Below are 18,031 nucleotides of genomic sequence, written 5' to 3'. Positions count from 1 at the left end.
GATGAAGGCAGGCAAGCGCAAGGCATTGGCGGTGGCGTGCAGCGCGGTCATGGCCAGCTCGGGTTGCGCCACCAACGGACTGGCCAGCCTGCCGCTGCCGGCACCGGGGATCGGCTCGGGCGGATACCTGCTCAACGCCGTCTTCTCCAACGCGCTGAACCTGCCCGCCCACGCGAAGGTCAAACTCGCCGGCGCCGATGTGGGGCAGCTCGAATCGATGGTCGCGCGCAACTACACCGCGGTGACCACGCTGCGCATCATGGACGGTGTCCGGGTCCCCGTCGGCAGCACCGCGGAACTGCGTTCTGCCACCCCGCTCGGGGACGTGTTCGTCGCGATCAAGCCACCCGTCCCGGCCGATCCCAGCGCCCCGCTGCTCAAGGCCGGCGACACCATCGGGCTGCCGGCCACCCGCGCCGCCGCCACCGTGGAAAGCGTGCTCAGCTCGGCGGCCCTGCTCGTCAACGGCGGCGCGGTCCGCAACTTCACCAACATCGTCAACGGAGCCGGCAAGGCAACAGGCGACCAGGGCCGCGCCTTCGGCGACCTGATCAACCGGACCAATTCGCTGCTGACCAAGCTCAATGCCCGCTCCGACCAAATCGACGCCGCAGTCACCGAAACCGCGGCGCTGGCCGACCGGTTGGACGCCAAGAACCAGGCGATCACCGACGTGCTGCGGGCCGTCGGCCCCGCCACCGACGTGCTGTCCGGCAACGCCGACGAGATCGCCGACGTGGTCGACGAACTCGGGGCCACCACCCGCCAGCTCTCCAAATTCCCGTCGATTGCCGGCACCGACAAGACCGGCCGCAGCGTCATCAAGGACGCCAACGCCATCGCCGCCGCCTGGAACGACGTCGTGTTGAGCCCCGACACCAGCCTGGCCGGCCTGAACCGGCTGATCCCGCCGTTCGTGAAAGCCACGCCCAGCCAAGCCATCTCGGTCCGCGGCAGTTTCGACCGGCTGGTACTCGGGTCCCGCCCCGGCACCGGCGCCGAGACCGGGGGATTCAAGGGTGATCCGGCCTTCCACGGGCCGATGCGCCGCGACTGGAACTACCTGATCGGCTCGATCAAGTACGTGTTGTGGCGGCTACAGGAACGGGTGGTGGGCCGCGGGCCGCAAACCCCGATGGGCCAGAGCCCGTGGACGCCGTCCGGTCCGCCGCTGCCGCCGGCCCCCGCCGGGCAGGCGCCCCCGGATCCCATGGTCCCGGAGCCACCGCGGTGATCGACACCCTCGGCCGTCTCGTCGTCGGCGTGGTGAAAGCCGGCCACCGCCAACGGACCTGGCTGTCCGGGCTCGCCCTGCTGGTCACGCTCGTGGTCGGCGCGGCCTACCTGGCGCTCGGCGCCCTGCGGGTCAACCCGCTGGAGTCGACCTACCAGGTCACCATCCGGCTGCCCGAATCCGGCGGGCTGCTGGCCAACCAGGACGTGTCGGTCCGCGGCATCCGGGTCGGGCGGATCACATCGCTGCGACCGATCCCCAGCGGTGTCGAGGTCGTCGCCAACATCGACGCGCACACCAGGATTCCCGCATCCAGCCCGGTGCGGGTGTCCGGGTTGTCCCCCGCGGGCGAGCAGTACATCGACTTCGAGCCCACCTCCAACACCGGCCCGTTCCTATCGAACGGCAGCGTGATCGGCCCGCAACACACCACCACGCCCATCCCGCTCTCGCAGGTGCTGGCCGACGCCGACGGGCTGCTTGCCCAGACCGACCCGAAGAAACTCGAAATCGTCAAGCGGGAACTGAGTTTGAGCAACCAGGGTCCGCAAAAACTCACCGACATCATCGACGGATCCACCTTCCTGCTCTCCACCATGGACCCGGTGCTGCCGCAGACGGTCAGCATGCTCAAGACCAGCCGCGTCGTGCTGACCACCCTCTCCGACAAGAACGCCGGCCTCTCGGTCGCCGCCCGCAACGTCGGCGACCTGATGGCCGGTGTGAACAAGATGGACCGCGGCTACCGCCGCCTCGTCGACCAGACCCCGCATGCGTTGTCCACGGTGGACAACCTGTTCGACGACAATTCCGACACCATGGTCGGGCTGCTGGCCAACCTGGTCACCACCGCGCGGGTCGTCTACCTGCGGGTCCCGGCGCTCAACGCGGTCTTCCCCAACTACCGCGGGTCCACGCTCGAGGCGTTGATGACCACCATGCACGAACATGGGCTGTGGGCCACCGCCGACATCTACCCTCGCTACACCTGCGACTACGGCACCCCCCGGCGCCCGTCGTCATCGGCGGACTACCCCGAACCGTTCTTGTACACCTACTGCCGAGACGACGACCCACAGGTGCTGGTCCGCGGGGCCAAGAATGCGCCTCGCCCGGGCGGCGACGACACCGCGGGGCCGCCCCCCGGCGCGGATCTCGGTCAAACCACCGACCCAACACCCAAGGGCCGCTTCACCATTCCGACGCCCTACGGCGGGCCGGTGCTGCCCATCGAGCCGCCGCACTGAATCCACCTCAAGACCGCAAGGAGACACCAGCGTGACCGTCACCGCCGACCAGGAACGCGCCACCGGCGACGATGTCGAGCAGCCGCCCGACGATGACCGAAAAGCCACGGCGGACCGTACCGAATCTCAGACGAAAACCGCGGCGCGGCAATGGAAACGGTACGGTCGCGCCGCGCTCGTCGTCGCCGTCTACGCGGGCGCGTTCGGCCTGGCCGGGGGGCTGGGCTGGAAACTGTGGGACCAGCGTGCGGTGGCCCAGGCCGGGCAGGCGGCGCAGCGCACCGCGGTCGACTATGCCCAGGTGCTGACGAGCATCGACGCCAACCAGGTGGACCAGAACTTCGCGGCCGTGCTCGGCGGAGCCACCGGCGAGTTCAAAGACACCTACACCAAAGCCAGTGTGCAGCTTCGGCAATTGCTCATCGACAACAAGGCCACGGCGCACGGTACGGTGGTGGACTCGGCGATCCAATCGCAGAGCAGGAACAGGGTGGTGGTGTTGCTGATGGTGGACCAGACGGTCAGCAATACGGTGCGACCCGACGGCCGCGTCGACCGCAGCCGGATGAAGATCACCATGGAAAATGTCGGCGGCCGCTGGCTGGCCAGCAAAGTCGAGCTGCCGTAGGGCGTTTCGGGCGATGCGCATCTTCCAGTTCTCGGCCGGCGCGGCGGCGGTGACGATGGCGGCGCTCACCGCACCCGTGGCGTCGGCGTCGGCGCAGTCGTTCTGCGGCGATCTCGGCGGCGATTGGGACGGGCAGTACTGCCACACTTCGGTGCTGTCGGAACGAAAAGCCGTCCGCGACATCAAGATGGCGATGCCCGGCGATTTGATCGACAACCCGACCAGCGGCCCGCCGATTCGCCAATATCTGCGCACCCTGATGACCAACTGGCGCAGCAAGGGCGCCTCGATGGTCCAGGACAGCTGGGGCGAGGAGAACTTTCAGGTCTTCGGACACGGCCCGGCCCAAAGCGTGGTGTTCCACGAGGACTACCACGCCGACGGTCCGGCCTTCAACAACGCCTACCGCACCTTCACCTTCGACATGGCCAACGGCAGGCAGCTACAGCTGGCCGACATCACCAAACCCGGTGTGGACCCGTTGGCCGCCATCCCGCCGTTGGCCGAACCGTTCATCCAGGAGGCCCTCGACCGCGCCGCATGGCAGCACTCGCCGGGAACGTATCCGTTCACCGTCGATCGTTGGACACCGGACAAGGTGTTCTCGGGCGGCTACAAGGCGTGGGCGCTGACGCCCGACGAGCTGATCCTGTACCTGCCGGATTACCCGGTCGGCCACGACTCCCCGATCCAGTACGGGCAATCCGAGCAGTGGTCGATGGACGGAGGCACCGCCCAGCCGCACATCCCACTCGGCGTGCTTGCCCCGGTGCTGCGGCCGGAATTCGGCGGGGCGTAACGGGGTCGGCCGGCCAGTGAGCTCGGATATCACGCTGCGCCCAACCGGGTGCGCTCGGTTCACCGGCTGCGCCCGGCCGGCCGTCCACCAATCGCCCGGTCAGCGGCTTCTGCGGCTACGGTGATCTGTATGCCATCGGCCAGCCGAGCGTCCGCGGATCCGGTGAAGCGGCGCCCGAAGGACCGCAAGGTCCAGATCGCCCGGGCCGCCACCGACGCGTTCAGCGAGCTCGGTTACCACGCGGTCAGCATGGAGAACATCGCGGCGCGGGTGGGCATCTCGGCCGCCGCCCTGTACCGGCATTCCCAGGGCAAATACGACTTGTTCCGTGAGGTCTTCCTGGCGCTGGGCCAGCAACTGGTGGACGCCACGGCGTTCGCCGACGACCTGCCCGCCGACGCCGATCCGGGGGAAACCCTGAGCGCGCTCACCACCGCGCTGATCGACACCACCATCGTCAACCGCACCGCCGGCGGGCTCTATCGCTGGGAGGGTCGCTATCTGCGCGGCGACGACCAGCGCAAGCTGGCCGAGCAGATCAAGGTGATCAACCGGCGGCTGCAGCGTCCGCTGATCAAGCTCCGGCCGAAACTCACGTCGCGGCAACGATGGATCCTGTCGGCGGCCACCCTGAGCGTCATCGGCAGCATCACCGACCACCGGTCCCGGCTCGGCAACGCCGAGATCCGCGCGACGCTGAGCGACATCGCCGCCGCCGTGCTGAAGGCCGAGCTGCCGACACAGCGGGGCCGCGGCGCCGAACCGGCGCGGGCGCCGACGCTGACCAGCGCCGCCGGCAGCTACGAACTGCTGCTGCACGAATCGATGCGGCTGTTCAACGAGCGCGGCTACCGGGAAACCGGGATGGAAGACATTGCCGCGGCGGTCGGCATCCCGGTTGCCAGCATCTACCAATACTTTCCGGGGAAGGCCGCGATCCTGGCGGTCTACTACCGGCGCGCCGCCGACCAGCTCTCCGCCGACCTGTCCAGCATCCTGGCCACCAGCAGCGACCCGGAGCAGGCGCTGGCGCGCCTCATCGAGGCCTACGTCACGCGGTCCTTCGCCAACCCCGAGCTGGCGTGCGTGTACTACACCGAGCGGCACAACCTGCCGGAGACAGACGCGGTGCTGCTCTACAACATTCAGCGCTCCACCGTCGAATCCTGGGCCCGGCTCGCCGTGGCGGCCAGACCGGAACTGACCCTGGGCCGCGCCCGCTATGCCGTGCACGCCGCGTTTGCCCTGGCGGTGGACATCGGCCGGCTGGTTTACCCCAACAGCGGCGCGCCCGCCAGCACCACGGTTCGGCGGCTGATGGAGGTCACGGTGCTGGGACGACCCGCGGCCGCATCGCGCGACGGAGTTCGCGGCGCCGGCCGGCAACGCCGCTGACGGGTTGGCGAACCACGCTCCACTTTTCGGCCGGCTCAGGCGCGCGGCGGCAACGCCTGTCCCTGGATCGCCCATGCGGCCCCGCATCTTCGGTTGCACTGGGCCGATGGCACGGGTGACAAGTATCCCCGGGGTACTACCGGACCGTCCGAATGGCTATTAACATAATTGCCGTCCAGTCCGCAGCGCCCGCGGGAAGGCAGGCCCATGCTCAGCACGATTCGCAAAGTCCTGGACTATCAGTTGACCATCGCCGAACTGCTGGGCCTGGGCATCCTGCTGGGGACGCCGTACCTGATCGTCGGCGTCATCTGGTCGAGCACCCACACGGCGCATCTGCACGACATGCACGGGGTCGATCTGGTGGTGTCGTTCCTGGGTTCGATCGTGTCCTGGCCGGTGCTGCTGTTCGCCAACGTGTGCATGACCTAGGGGGTGGCGTGATGCACCGCGGTCCGCTGATCGTCTTCGCGGCCGTGGTGTGCCTGGCCGGCGGCCTGCTGGCGCTGCGGTTCCCGGTCTTCATCGATGCCTACGATCAGTTCGGCCTGCAGGTCAAATGCGGCAGCGGCTTCACGACGGAGCTGACCCAGGCGGCGAGCGTGCCGAGAAAGCCGCGGGGTCAGCCGTCGAACACCGGCAACGACTACGTCAGCCAGTGCAACGACGCGTTGCTGATGCGGCGGGCGTGGGCCATCCCGACGACGGTCCTGGGCGGCGTCACGCTGACCGCCGCGGCGGGGGCAGCGCTCGCCCACGACCGCCGGCGTTCGGTCAGGACCGAAACATGTTCGGGCTGAGCGTGTTTCGCTAGCGATCAGCGGGTGCTCTCGTCGGGAACGTCGTGGCGGGACTGGTGCAGGCCGGGCGCGTCCAGGTCTTCGTCCTGGTGCTCGAGCTGTTGCTGTCGCCTGCGCTGTTCCTCGGTTGGCTTGCGGGCGTCCGACGGCCGGGCGGCCGGTTCGGTGTCGGCGTGCTGATCCACCGGGATCTCCTCTGAACGTCTGCAGTCTCTCGGATGAGGGTCTCCCGAATCACCGCCGCCGAAACCCGGCGGGCCCAAGTTTTGCCGTGCCGCTAGCCGAGGTGCGCCGACAGCAACCAGGCGCCCACGGACTTACGTCCGTTGTCCTCGTCGCGAATGTCGGCGCCGGCGAATGCCTCGAAGCCGGCTAGGAAGTTCTCCGGCACGTTGGCGTGAATGCGCGCCGGCCGGATCTCGTCGATCACCCAGTACTTGCCGACCACCTCGCGCAGCTCGTCCTCGGTGACCGCGTTGACCGGGCCCTCGGCCGGCATCGCGTTGCGGTCGAAGACCAGGACGAAGTACGACGCCCCCGGCGCGGCGGCCCGCACGATCGATCGCTGATAGCCCTCGCGCAGCTCGACGGGCATCGAATGGAACAGGGTGCTGTCCACGATGGTGCCGAAACGACCGTCGTAGCCGGTGAAGTCGCTGATGTCGGCGACCTCGAAGCTGGCGCTGGTCAGGCCGCGACGGGCGGCCTTCTCACGCGCCAGCTTGATCGCGGTGGGCGATTGGTCCAGGCCCACCGTGGTGAACCCGCGCTCCGCCAGGTACAGCGAGACCGCGGCCTCGCCACACCCGGCGTCCAGCACGTCGCCGTGGAACTTGCCGGCCTCGATGAGGGCCGCGATCTCGGGCTGCGGTTCGCCGATGCTCCACGGCGGCCGGGCGCCCTCGCCCATCTCGGGTGACTCGCCCCGGTAGGCCGCTTCGAACATCTCGTGCGTTGGTTGAGACATGCTCACTTTATATCAAGCAGCCTGATATATGTCAACGCACCTGATATATGGTGCAAGGCTGTTGCGCCCGAGTCGTGACCGAAACGGCAACCAGTTAGCTGATATAAGCGATTGGCTTTCACTGCACGCGCCCGTGACAATGCTGGTATGGCCGACGACATCGAACTGAGCCCCACCGACTGGGTGCGCGAACAGACCGAACGGATTCTGCGGCAGGGCACGACCGACGGGGTCGAGGTCTTCGACCGGCCCGTCGTGCTGGTGACCATGACCGGGGCGAAGTCGGGCAAGAGGCGCTACGTGCCGTTGATGCGGGTGGAACACGACGGCCGGTACGCCGTCGTCGCGTCCAAGGGTGGCGCGCCGGAACATCCCGCGTGGTACTTCAATCTCAAGGCCCACCCGGAGGTGACGCTGCAGGACGGCGACAAGGTTGTCACTCTGCGGGCGCGGGAGCTGGCCGGAGCCGAACGCGAGCAGTGGTGGCGACGCGCGGTCCAGGCCTATCCTCCCTACGCCGAGTACCAGACGAAGACGGCCAGGCAGATCCCGGTCTTTGTTTTGGAGTAATCCAAAAACATTTGGATTCGGTATGCGCCCGGCCGGTCCGGTTGACCCGTTGTCGGGCGTCCACCTACCTTCGTACCCAGCGGCCGAGGTCTGGCCAGCTGGACAACGACGTTCCTGGTATCTGTAATCGCCTGCGCTGTACGGATATTCGAACCTTCGGCGTGTCGTTACCGGGTGGATATCCAAAAGCCCACCGCCATTGACGAATTCAGGGGAGGGCCCCATGCAACGAGCCGGATCACCAGAGCGGCAAGGTGTGTCGACGTCGCGAAGCGAACGGCTCCGCGAGGTGCTCCGCTACGATCTGCCCGCCTCGTTGGTGGTTTTCCTGGTGGCACTTCCGCTGTCGCTGGGGATCGCGATCGCTTCGGACGCCCCGGTTCTCGCCGGCCTGATCGCCGCGATCGTCGGGGGCATCGTCGGCGGATGGCTCGGGGGATCGCCGCTACAGGTCAGCGGGCCCGCCGCCGGGCTCACCGTCGTGGTGGCCGACGTGGTGGCCGAATTCGGCTGGGGTGTCACCTGTTTCATCACCGTCGTCGCGGGAATCCTGCAGGTCTTGTTGGGGTTCAGCAGGATCGCCCGCGCCGCCCTGGCCATCTCGCCAGTCGTGGTGCACGCCATGCTGGCCGGTATCGGCATCACGATCGCCCTGCAGCAGGTGCACGTGCTGTTGGGCGGGTCATCCAAGAGTTCGGCCTGGAGCAATGTCACCGGCCTGCCCGCGCAGATTCTCGGTGCGCACCGCCCGGGACTGGTGTTGGGCCTGCTGGTGATCGCGATCCTGGTGGCCTGGCGCTGGGTCCCGGCCCGGCTGGCCATCGTCCCCGGTCCGCTGGTCGCCATCGTGGTGGTCACGATCATCTCAATGGTGCTGCCGTTCAAGGTATCCCGGATCGAGCTGGACGGCTCGGTGCTGGACGCGGTGCGGTTGCCATCCCTGCCGCACGGGAATTGGGGGGCCGTCGCGATCGCCGTGATCACCGTCACCCTGATCACCAGCGTGCAGAGCCTGCTCACCGCGGTGTCGATCGACCGCATGCACACCGGCCCCCGAACCGATTTCAACCGCGAGCTGATCGGCCAGGGCGCCGCGAACATCGCGTCCGGCGCGCTGGGTGGGCTGCCCATCGCCGGGGTCATCGTGCGCAGCTCGGCGAACGTCAACGCCGGTGCGAAAACCCGCGCTTCGACCATCATGCACGGTTTCTGGGTGCTGGTGTTCGCGGTGCCTTTTGCCGGGCTGGTCGAAAAGATCCCCACCGCCGCGCTTGCCGGCCTGCTGATCGTCATCGGGATCGAGTTGCTGAAGCCGGCGCACATCGAAACCGCTTTGCGCAACGGCGATCTCGCCATCTATCTGGTCACGGTCACCAGCGTCATCTTCCTCAACCTGCTGCACGGCGTGCTGATCGGTCTGCTGCTCGCCGTGGTGGTGACCGGGTGGCGGGTGGTGCGGGCCAGGATCGAGGCCGAACCGGTGGGCGACGGATGGCACGTCGTCATCGAGGGGGCATGCACCTTCCTGGCGTTGCCACGGCTGACCGGCGTGCTGGCCTCCATCCCCGAGCGCACCTCGGTGACCGTGCACCTGCTCACCAACTATCTCGATCACGCCGCGCATCAGGCGATCGGCGACTGGCAACGACGGCACTGCGCCACCGGTGGAACGGTCGAGGTCCGCGACACGGCCGAGCCGGCGGCGCGGCGCCGCAACTCGCACCTGAGCCTGGTCGAACAGGTCTCTTCGCCCGGGGGTGTGTGACCTCCGCGCCCGGGGGCGCGTGACCTGCGCGCGCTACCTCAGGTCGGCGGCCACCCGCTCCAGCGCGGCGAGGTGCTCGTCGACGCCGGCGAACCCGGCCTTCATGGTGTTCACCGAAAGATGCGTGGCCCCAGCGGCTTTCCACGCGGCGATGTCGCCGGCCAGCTTGTCGCGGTCGTCGGTCCAGCTGACCCGGCCTTCCATCCCGAGGCTCGTGGCGTCGCGGCCGGCCGCCTCGGCCGCGCGGGTCACCTGCTCGAGTGCGTGGTCCAGGCCGGGTCCCGGTTCGGTCATCGGGAACCAGCCGTCGCCGAGGCGCCCGGCGCGTTCGAAGGCGCGATCGGAGGCGGCGCCGAACCACACCGGGATCGGCCGCTGGACGGGCAGCGGGGCCAGTCCCGCCGCGGTCACGGTGTGGTATTTGCCGTCGAAGGTGACCGAGCGTTCGGTCCACAGCCTGCGCATCAGCTCGACCTGCTCCTCGGAGCGCTTGCCGCGATTGGTGAACGTCTCACCGAGCGCTTCGTATTCGACGGCGTTCCAACCCAATCCGATGCCGAGCCGGAAGCGGCCACCAGTGAGCAGGTCGACCTCGGCGGCCTGCTTGGCCACCAGCACCGACTGGCGCTGCGGCAAGATGATGACGCCGGTGACCAGTTCCAGCGAGGTGATCGCCGCCAGGTAGCCGAACAACACGAACGGCTCGTGAAAGGTCGAGTCGATGTCGTAGGGGCCCCGCCACCCGTAATGCACCCGCGGGTCGGCGCCGACGACGTGGTCGTAGGCCAGGATGTGGGTGAACCCGAGCTCCTCGACCCGCTGCGCGTAGCTGCGCAGCACCGCGGGGTCCGATCCGATCTCGGTCTGGGGGAAGACGACTCCGATGCGCATTCGCGGTTCAACCGCGTCCCGACGCGATTCCTTCCCGCATCGCCGCGTCGGCGATGATGGAGGCGTGGCGGTGACAAAGCTCAGCGGCGTGTTCCGGGTCGGCGAATTGGAGCCGGCGTTCGCAGAAGAGCTGGCCGCGCGCTACGACGTCCCGAGACTGCCCGACGGCGCCGCGCGCGACCGGTTCCTGGCCGAGCACGCCGCCGAGGTGCGGGCGCTGCTGACCTGGGGACGGCCCGGGGTGGACGCCGCCCTGATCGCGGCGTTGCCCAACCTGGAGGTCATCGTCAACAACGGCGCCGGCGTGGACCTGATCGAAACCGCGGCCGCCGACCGCCGCGGAATCGGCGTCAGCAACACTCCGGACGTGCTCTCCGATACCGTCGCCGACACCGCGCTGGGCCTGATCCTGATGACGCTGCGCCGGTTGGGCGCCGCCGATCGGTATGTGCGGGCCGGGCGGTGGGCGCGCGAGGGGCCGTTCCCGTACGGCCGGGACGTCAGCGGGCTCCAGGTCGGCATCCTGGGCCTGGGGCGCATCGGCTCGGCGATCGCGACCAGGCTGCGCGGATTCGACTGCGCCATCGCCTATCACAACCGTCGCCGCATCGACGGCTCCCCGTATCGCTATGCCGCCTCCGCCGTCGAGCTCGCCGAATCGGTCGACGTGCTGGTGGTCGCCACCACCGGCGACCACCAGGCCCACAAACTCGTCGACCGCGCCGTGCTGCGCGCCCTGGGCCCCGAGGGTTACCTGATCAACATCGCCCGGGGCAGCGTCGTCGACCAGGAGGCGCTGGTGGAGATGCTGGCCGGCGGTGAACTGGCCGGCGCGGGGCTGGACGTGTTCGCCGACGAGCCGCACGTGCCCGCCGAGTTGGTCGGCCTGGACAACGTGGTGCTGCTGCCGCACGTCGGCAGCGCCACCGCCCGGACCCGGCGGGCGATGGCTTCGTTGGCGCTGCGCAATCTCGACAGCTACCTGGCCACGGGTCAACTGGTGACGCCGGTGCTGCGGCCGCGCCGCCGGATTCCGGACCGCAACTGATCCGTGGTCGAAGCGATACCCGGAAAAGGTTATCGCCGCCCCCGCAACGGGGTATGCGGCACTCATGAGCCCACTACCGTCGCAGACTGCCACGCCGGTGCGGTTGACGCTGGCCGGCAGCGCCCGCCCCGACACCGTGACGGCGTGGCGCCGCGCCCTGCACCGGTGGCTGCAGCACGAGGTGCGGGCGCCCGACGATGTGCGTGACGACGTGGTGCTGGGAGTCAACGAGGCGCTGGCCAATTGCGTCGAGCACGCCTACCGCTCGCACCGCGGAACCGGCGCGATGAAGCTGCAGGCCAGCTACGACCCGGGCGCCGAGTCGATCCGGGTGTGCGTGAGCGACCGCGGCCGGTGGCAGAGCCCGTCGTGCCGGCTGTCGAGCGACCCACGCGCGTCCCGCGGCATCATGCTGATGCACAACCTGGCCGAGCACTGCACCATCCACGCCCGCCCGGACGGCACCAGCGTCTACCTGGATTACGCTCTTGACCCGAATCCCGGTGGCGCTCAACGGGTTTGAAGGCGATTAGCTGCCTAAGGGTGCCGACGGGGTGAACTTCACCGGCAACGGGTCGTCGCAGGCCAGCGCCATGTCGGGCAGACAGTGCTGCACCGGAAACCGGCCGGGCCGCAACGGGTAAGCGGCGCAGCGCTTCTCAGACGCCGGCGGCCAGCTCCAATTCTTTCAAGGACGCCTCCAGATGGCCGAGCATCCGCTGCAGATGCGGCACGCTGCGCCGGCAGCCGACGAGGCCGAAGTCGAGGTTGTCGGCGTTGTTGGTCACGGTGATGTTGACCGCCTGACCGTCCAGCGGGATGGACAGCGGGTAGTTGCCGTCCAGCCGGGCGCCGCGCCAGTACAACCGCTCCGAGCGGCCGGTCGACACGTTCGAGATGACGATGTTGAACGGCGGCGAGGCCGTCGACAGGTAGCCGGGGATCAGCCCGAAGAACAGCCCGCCGATGTTGAAGGCGGACAGCGCCAACTGCTGCGCCGGCGGCAGCTGCCAGAACACCTCCTTGGTGTCGCGGATCGACGCGCTGATGATCTCCAGCCGCTTGGCGGGGTCGTCCAGGTCGGTGGCGAGGTTGCACAGGAAGGTGCCGACCAGGTTGCCGCCGCGGTCGTCGTCGGGCTTGCGCAGGTTGACCGGAACCATCGCGGTGAGCGGGGCGTCCGGCAGGGCGTTCTGGTCGAGCAAGTAGGCCCGCAGCGCGCCCGACGACATCGCGAGGATGACGTCGTTGACCGTGGCGCCGGTGGCCGCCTTGACCGCGTTGATGCGCTCCAGCGGCCACGACTGCGCGGCCACCCGCCGAGCGCCGCCGATGCGGACGTTGAACATCGAGCGCGGCGCCTGAAACGGCAGGGTGAGTTGCTGTTCGAGCAACGCGGCCCGGGCGAGCTTCAGCGTGGACGGCGCCAGGGCGAGCGCCGACCCGGCGGTGCGGCCGGCCCGCTCGAGCAGCGACGGGCGTCGGCGTGGTCCGCGCTGGCGCGGCGCCAGGCTCCAGGGCACCCGGACCTCGTCGTCGTCCGGATCGGGGGTGAAGGCCCGCTGCACCAGCCGCAGCGCGGACACCCCGTCCATCAGGGAGTGGTGGTACTTGGTGTAGACGGCGTACCGGCCGTCCTGGAGGCCTTCGACCAGATGCGCCTCCCACAGCGGGCGGTGCCGGTCGAGCAGGCTGCCGTGCAGCCGGGACGCCAGCTCCAGCAGGTCGCGCACCCGTCCGGGTTCGGGCAGCGCCGAGCGGCGCAGGTGGTAGTCGAGCTCGACCTCCTTGTCGACCGACCAGGCCAGGTTGGTGACGCCGCCGAAGAACGCCGGGTGCTTGCGGAAGGTGGGCTGCACGTCGGTGCACTCGAGCATCGCCTGATAGCTCTCGCGCACGAAATGCGGGCCGGCGTCCGGCGGCGGCTCGAACAGCTGCAGCGAGCCCACGTGCATCGGATGCTCGCGTGACTCGCCGATGAGGAACAACGCATCCGTCGGTGAAATCGGTTCCATGGTTGTCGCACCCGCCTGTCGCCTCTGTCGCCTGTGGCGCCGTGATCGCCGCCCGCGGTCTGGACGGCCTACCTCCTAATAGCCCGAGCGCGCGTCGGCCACACCCGAATGTGCCGGTGTCTAACGCCCGGTGGCCTGGAAGATGACGCGCCGCGCGATCTCGACGGCGTGGTCGGCGAAGCGTTCGTAGAAGCGGCCCAGCAGCGTGGCGTCCACCGCGGCGGCGACGCCCGGCGTCCACGCCGGGTCCATCAGCACCGACAACAGCCGGCGATGCAACTCGTCCATCGTGTCGTCGTCGCGGCGGATCTGCGCCGCCCGGCGCGGGTCCTGGGACAGCAGCACCTCGCGCGCACCGGCGGCCAGCGCCTCGGCCGCCTCACCCATGGCCGCGATGATCGGCCGCACCTCCGCCGGCACGGCGCTGTCGGGGTGGCGCCGGCGGGCGATCTCGGCGACGTGCACCGCCAGCTCGACCATCCGCTGGGCGTCGGCGGCGATCCGCAGCGCGCTGACCACCGCGCGCAGATCCGTGGCCACCGGCGCCTGCAACGCCAACAACGCGAACGCGGTCTCCTCGGCCTGCAGGCCCAGGGCGGCGATGCTGTGCTGGCGGGTGATGACACCCTCGGCCGTCAACAGGTCAACGTCCAGCAGCGCGTGGGTGGCCTGCGCGATCGCGTCGGCGGCCATTGCGCACATCTCGGCGAGCCGCGCGTTGAGCAGACACAGCCGCCGGTGGAAACCGGACCTCATCCGTGACGGATAACCCGTCACCGCCAAATAAACGTGTGCGCGATAAACGTTCCCGGGCTAGCGGACGTCGTCGGCCAGCGCGCGGGCCTCCCGTTCGGTTTCCACCGCGGGCCCCGAGCCCGGCAACGGTTTGCCGGCGACCTCGGGGGTGAACAGCAGCGTGACGGCCCCCACCGCGCCACCGAAGATCAGCATGTAGGCCGGCACCATCACGTTGCCGGTGGCCGACACCAGCGCCTGGGCGATCAGCGGAGTGACGCCGCCGACCAGCGATATCGAGATGTTGTAGGAGATGGCCAGCGCCCCGTAGCGCACGTTGGTGGGAAACAGCGCCGGCAGCATGGCCGGCCCGGTGCTGTCGAAGCACAGTTCCATCAGCCCGATCAGCAGCACGCCGATGAAGATCACCGGATACACGCCGCCGAATCGGATCAGCAGGAACGCCGGCACCGAGGCGCCGATCAGCAGCGCGCACCCGGTCCACATGATGGGTTTGACACCGATGCGGTCGGACAGGCTGGCGACGGCCACCACCGTGGCCATCAGGATGGCCAGCGTGGTCACGATCATCACCAGCCCGGCCGTGTGTCCGACCCGCACGAACAGCCGGAGATAGGTGGGCAGATAGCCGGTGAGCATGAAGTCGGCGACCTGGGAGGTCAGCACCAGCGCCGCGCAGATCAGCATCGGCCGCCACTGCTGCGCCACCGTGCGCCGGATCTGTTGGCGGCCTTGGCCGCCCGGCGTGTGCGGGCTGTCGTTGGCGCTCTGGTAGGCCGAGGACTCTTCCAGCCGCAGCCGCAGGTACAGCGCGACCAGACCGAACGGCAACCCCAGCAGCAGCGGAATTCGCCAGCCGTAGCTCAGCATGTCCTGGTCGGGCAGCCAGGTCTGCAGCCCGGTGACCAGCATGCCGGCCAGCACGAACCCCACCAGATTTCCCATCGGCAGGAAGCCGACCATCATGCCGCGCTTGTGGTCGGGGGCCTGCTCCACCAGGTAGGTCATCGCGCCGACGTACTCGCCGCCGGTGGACAGACCCTGGAATATCCGGGCGATGACGAGCAGGATCGGCGCCCAGATGCCGATGCTGCTGTAGGTGGGCAGCAGGCCGGTCGTGGTGGTGCTGACGGTCATCATCAGGATGGTGACGACCAGCACCCGGTGGCGGCCGATGCGGTCGCCCAGCGGGCCGAAGATGAACCCGCCGAGCGGACGGACGACGAACGCCGCGGCCAGCGTGCTGAAGGTCGCGATCAGGTGCAGGCCGCTGACGCTCTTACCCGGATAGAACACCTCGGCGAGCGTGGTCGCGATGTACCCGTAGACACCGAAGTCGTACCACTCCATGAAGTTTCCGATCGCGGTGCCCATGATGGTTTGACGCATCGCTGGATCGGCGACCCTGATTTCTTTACGTGCCCATTTCCTCCGGCGGCGGCGAATACCCATTGACTGATGGCTTACCCGAAACTTTCCGGGCACGAACCAGCGGGGGTGGGCTAACAGCGGTGACCGCGCTGCGACCGGGCCCGGTCGCAGCCGCTCGGCCACCTCGGGCGACACGCGCCGCGGGGGCGTCAAAGGCCAGCTAGGGCGGGGTACTGCGGTTCGGCGGCGACGGTGTCGCGCGCGGTGTGCGGCGGCGTCCGGTTATTCGCGTCACGTTTGGCTCGATCGGGCCGGTCATTGGCCCTTGAGGCTGCCGATGCGCAGCGAGAAGTCGGCCGGTTTGGGCGGCTGGGCGTTCTGGACCTGCTCGACGTAACCGGCCGGGTCGCGATCGATGATCGGCAAGCCCTCGGTGGTGGGATGCTCGGCCATGAACTCGGCGTACTGGCGCCCGAGCGCTTCGCGCAGGCCGATCGGTGCGGTGCGCCGGAAATCCGACAGCCCTTCGCGTTCCTCCTCGGCCATGTGGTCGTCGTTGGCCTCGCGGGTGCGTCCCACCGCGGCCCACCACTGCTCGGTGCCCGGCTGGGCCGCGTTCGCCGCACGCACCCCGTCGCGGATGTCGTTGTGATCGCCGATCGCGTCGAGGGTCTCGCCCTCGGCGTCCGCACTGCCGCGCTTGAGCAGCTGGGGATAGAAGATCTTCTCCTCGATGTAGGCGTGCACGTCGAGCTTGTCGGCGAGCGGCCGCCACACCCGCTGCAGCGCGTCCCGGTCGTCGGCGGCCTGGGCCTGCAGGTAGTCGAGCCGGGCGAACTGCTCGCGGAACCAGTCGTGGTCGGCGAGGATCAGCATGGTGATGTCGGCCATCCGCGTCCTGCCTTCCGCCGGTCGATCTGGGCTGGCCTACCCGCCTTCCCGGCCCGGCTAACACCGCGCCCCGAGGATCAACCCAATTGACGCCCAGGTAAGCGATCTGCCGGCCGGGGGCCGCCGACGCGGCGGATACACTGAGGCAGCCGCGAGGCGACCAGCCACGGTCGCGCCCGTCAAACCCGATCAGAATAAGTCAGAGGTTGTGCCTTGTCCGAGAACACCGGCGATGCCGTCAACTTGCAACCGCATTTCGACGACGTCCAAGCGCACTACGACCTGTCCGACGAGTTCTTCGCGCTGTTCCTGGACCCGACCCGGACCTACAGCTGCGCGTATTTCGAGCGGGACGACATGACGCTGGAAGAGGCGCAGATCGCCAAGGTCGACCTGTCGCTGGGCAAGCTGGGATTGCAGCCGGGCATGACCTTGCTCGACATCGGCTGCGGCTGGGGCACCACGATCGTGCGCGCGCTGGAGCGCTACGACGTCAACGTCGTCGGCCTCACGCTGAGCCGCAACCAGCAGGCGCACGTGCAGCGCCGGCTGGACAACCATCCGTCCCCGCGCAGCAAGCGGGTGCTGCTGCAGGGCTGGGAGCAGTTCGACGAGAAGGTCGACCGCATCGTGTCGATCGGTGCCTTCGAGCATTTCGGCCGCGACCGCTACGACGACTTCTTCAAGATGGCCTACGCGGCGCTCCCGGACGACGGCGTGATGATGCTGCACACCATCATCAAGCCCAGCGACGAGGAGTTCGCCGAGCGCGGCCTGCCCATCACCATGACCAAGCTGCGCTTCATGAAATTCATCATGGACGAGATCTTCCCGGGCGGGGACCTGCCCCAGGCCAAGGGCGTCATCGAGCACGCGCAGCGGGCCGGCTTCGGTGTGCAGCGGGTGCAGGCGCTGCGCCCGCATTACGCGCGCACCCTGGACACCTGGGCCGCCGCGCTGCGGGCGCGCCGCGACGAGGCCATTGCGATCCAGTCCGAAGAGGTCTACGACCGCTACATGAAGTACCTGACGGGTTGCGCGGACCTGTTCCGTGAGGGCTACACCGACGTCGCGCAATTCACCCTGACCAAGGGCTGACGTCGGGCCTGCGCCCGGCGCGGTTTACCGGCGCATTCCGGTAGGTAACTCCACGGCAATACCCCAATCCCCGCTTTGCGCAGCGTATTTCACGGTCAACGACCGGGTGGTCGCGGTCGCGGCCTGACCGCGATTGGCCGAATCTTCATGCGCGACGGGTGTTTCCATTACCCTGATAGCCGATCCGGCCACGGGAGGCGCCATGAGCGAGCACGAAGCGAAGATGATCATCTTGTCGACCGACGACCTGGACGAGTCGATCCGGTTCTACAGCGAGACCCTGGGTATGCCGCTGAAGTTCCGCGACGGGGCGCACTTCGCCGCGCTCGACGCGGGCCCGGTCACCCTGGCGCTGGCGACCGCGGTGGACCACCCGATCCCCGGCCAGGTGGTGGTGGGCATCAAGACCGCCGACGTCGACGGCGCGGCCAGGGCCGTCGAGGCCAGCGGCGGCGGCATCGTCAAGGGCCCCTACGACGATGCTCACGAACGACGCGCCGTGGTCTACGACAACAAGGGCAACGGCCTGGTCTTCTACAAACCGTTGGGCCGGTAG

20 protein-coding genes are annotated in these 18,031 nt (G+C 68.7%); 13 read left to right on the top strand and 7 right to left on the bottom strand.

The window, feature by feature from the left end; translation table 11 throughout:
- Nucleotide 1 precedes the first annotated feature (1 nt).
- The 7 genes from NF20_RS21915 to NF20_RS21885 all read left to right on the top strand — a co-directional run bounded on the left by NF20_RS21915 (nucleotide 2) and on the right by NF20_RS21885 (nucleotide 6,103).
- Nucleotides 2-1,234: an MlaD family protein gene (locus NF20_RS21915; RefSeq protein ID WP_003876029.1), complete on the top strand. Its 1,233-nt coding sequence runs from the start codon at nucleotides 2-4 to the stop codon at nucleotides 1,232-1,234.
- The gene (locus NF20_RS21910) at nucleotides 1,231-2,481 is read left to right on the top strand and encodes an MlaD family protein (protein ID WP_033711910.1); all 1,251 of its coding nucleotides are present in this window, start codon (nucleotides 1,231-1,233) and stop codon (nucleotides 2,479-2,481) included. The genes NF20_RS21915 and NF20_RS21910 overlap by 4 nt, the downstream gene beginning before the upstream one ends.
- A 31-nt stretch (nucleotides 2,482-2,512) precedes the next feature.
- The gene (locus tag NF20_RS21905) at nucleotides 2,513-3,109 is read left to right on the top strand and encodes a hypothetical protein (protein WP_033711849.1); all 597 of its coding nucleotides are present in this window, start codon (nucleotides 2,513-2,515) and stop codon (nucleotides 3,107-3,109) included.
- Nucleotides 3,110-3,122: 13 nt separating this feature from the next.
- Nucleotides 3,123-3,908, top strand: a complete 786-nt coding sequence (locus NF20_RS21900; RefSeq protein WP_003876032.1) for a mannan-binding family protein — start codon at nucleotides 3,123-3,125, stop codon at nucleotides 3,906-3,908.
- 162 nt (nucleotides 3,909-4,070) lie between these two features.
- Nucleotides 4,071-5,303: a TetR/AcrR family transcriptional regulator gene (locus tag NF20_RS21895; RefSeq protein WP_172975553.1), complete on the top strand. Its 1,233-nt coding sequence runs from the start codon at nucleotides 4,071-4,073 to the stop codon at nucleotides 5,301-5,303.
- A 207-nt stretch (nucleotides 5,304-5,510) separates the two neighbouring features.
- Nucleotides 5,511-5,735, top strand: coding sequence for a hypothetical protein (locus tag NF20_RS21890; protein WP_003876034.1), 225 nt, complete (start codon nucleotides 5,511-5,513; stop codon nucleotides 5,733-5,735).
- Between the two features lie 11 nt (nucleotides 5,736-5,746).
- Nucleotides 5,747-6,103: a hypothetical protein gene (locus NF20_RS21885; protein ID WP_019733189.1), complete on the top strand. Its 357-nt coding sequence runs from the start codon at nucleotides 5,747-5,749 to the stop codon at nucleotides 6,101-6,103.
- A 17-nt stretch (nucleotides 6,104-6,120) separates the two neighbouring features.
- On the opposite strand, the gene NF20_RS27790 is transcribed toward NF20_RS21885, so the two are convergent.
- Together NF20_RS27790 and NF20_RS21880 are read right to left on the bottom strand one after the other, a co-directional pair.
- Complete coding sequence (locus tag NF20_RS27790) at nucleotides 6,121-6,288, bottom strand: hypothetical protein (protein ID WP_019733190.1); 168 nt, start codon at nucleotides 6,286-6,288, stop codon at nucleotides 6,121-6,123.
- Nucleotides 6,289-6,380: 92 nt separating this feature from the next.
- Nucleotides 6,381-7,070: a class I SAM-dependent methyltransferase gene (locus NF20_RS21880; RefSeq protein WP_016706179.1), complete on the bottom strand. Its 690-nt coding sequence runs from the start codon at nucleotides 7,068-7,070 to the stop codon at nucleotides 6,381-6,383.
- A gap of 147 nt (nucleotides 7,071-7,217) precedes the next feature.
- Between NF20_RS21880 and NF20_RS21875 the strand changes: the two genes are divergently transcribed.
- Complete coding sequence (locus tag NF20_RS21875) at nucleotides 7,218-7,640, top strand: nitroreductase family deazaflavin-dependent oxidoreductase (protein WP_003876043.1); 423 nt, start codon at nucleotides 7,218-7,220, stop codon at nucleotides 7,638-7,640.
- Between the two features lie 223 nt (nucleotides 7,641-7,863).
- The gene (locus NF20_RS21870; protein ID WP_050545762.1) at nucleotides 7,864-9,405 is read left to right on the top strand and encodes a SulP family inorganic anion transporter; all 1,542 of its coding nucleotides are present in this window, start codon (nucleotides 7,864-7,866) and stop codon (nucleotides 9,403-9,405) included.
- Between the two features lie 33 nt (nucleotides 9,406-9,438).
- On the opposite strand, the gene NF20_RS21865 is transcribed toward NF20_RS21870, so the two are convergent.
- On the bottom strand, nucleotides 9,439-10,296 hold the full coding sequence (locus NF20_RS21865; protein WP_033711845.1) for an LLM class F420-dependent oxidoreductase: 858 nt from the start codon (nucleotides 10,294-10,296) through the stop codon (nucleotides 9,439-9,441).
- 64 nt (nucleotides 10,297-10,360) lie between these two features.
- Here NF20_RS21865 and NF20_RS21860 point away from each other — a divergent pair, with 64 nt between their 5' ends.
- Together NF20_RS21860 and NF20_RS21855 are read left to right on the top strand one after the other, a co-directional pair.
- Nucleotides 10,361-11,344, top strand: a complete 984-nt coding sequence (locus NF20_RS21860) for a 2-hydroxyacid dehydrogenase (RefSeq protein WP_033711843.1) — start codon at nucleotides 10,361-10,363, stop codon at nucleotides 11,342-11,344.
- A 97-nt stretch (nucleotides 11,345-11,441) separates the two neighbouring features.
- Nucleotides 11,442-11,867, top strand: a complete 426-nt coding sequence (locus NF20_RS21855; protein ID WP_033711842.1) for an ATP-binding protein — start codon at nucleotides 11,442-11,444, stop codon at nucleotides 11,865-11,867.
- 136 nt (nucleotides 11,868-12,003) lie between these two features.
- On the opposite strand, the gene NF20_RS21850 is transcribed toward NF20_RS21855, so the two are convergent.
- The 4 genes from NF20_RS21850 to NF20_RS21835 form a co-directional block, all read right to left on the bottom strand.
- Nucleotides 12,004-13,359: a WS/DGAT/MGAT family O-acyltransferase gene (locus tag NF20_RS21850; protein WP_033711841.1), complete on the bottom strand. Its 1,356-nt coding sequence runs from the start codon at nucleotides 13,357-13,359 to the stop codon at nucleotides 12,004-12,006.
- Between the two features lie 120 nt (nucleotides 13,360-13,479).
- Entirely contained in the window at nucleotides 13,480-14,115 is a 636-nt protein-coding gene (phoU, locus tag NF20_RS21845) for a phosphate signaling complex protein PhoU (protein WP_033711840.1), read from the bottom strand.
- Nucleotides 14,116-14,172: 57 nt separating this feature from the next.
- Entirely contained in the window at nucleotides 14,173-15,504 is a 1,332-nt protein-coding gene (locus NF20_RS21840; protein ID WP_003876342.1) for an MFS transporter, read from the bottom strand.
- Between the two features lie 297 nt (nucleotides 15,505-15,801).
- Nucleotides 15,802-16,377 (bottom strand): hemerythrin domain-containing protein, encoded by a 576-nt coding sequence (locus NF20_RS21835; RefSeq protein ID WP_019733193.1) that lies wholly within the window; start codon nucleotides 16,375-16,377, stop codon nucleotides 15,802-15,804.
- A 213-nt stretch (nucleotides 16,378-16,590) separates the two neighbouring features.
- Here NF20_RS21835 and NF20_RS21830 point away from each other — a divergent pair, with 213 nt between their 5' ends.
- Both NF20_RS21830 and NF20_RS21825 read left to right on the top strand, forming a co-directional pair.
- Nucleotides 16,591-17,475 carry a cyclopropane mycolic acid synthase family methyltransferase gene (locus NF20_RS21830; protein ID WP_009974331.1) on the top strand — a complete coding sequence of 295 codons (885 nt, stop codon included), beginning with the start codon at nucleotides 16,591-16,593 and terminating at the stop codon, nucleotides 17,473-17,475.
- Between the two features lie 202 nt (nucleotides 17,476-17,677).
- Nucleotides 17,678-18,031: a VOC family protein gene (locus NF20_RS21825; protein ID WP_003876345.1), complete on the top strand. Its 354-nt coding sequence runs from the start codon at nucleotides 17,678-17,680 to the stop codon at nucleotides 18,029-18,031.

This window comes from Mycobacterium sp. MAC_080597_8934 (assembly GCF_000523975.1).
Lineage (GTDB): Bacteria > Actinomycetota > Actinomycetes > Mycobacteriales > Mycobacteriaceae > Mycobacterium > Mycobacterium avium.
Note: the sequence above shows the minus strand (reverse complement) of the source record. Positions and strands in the feature narration are given on the sequence as shown.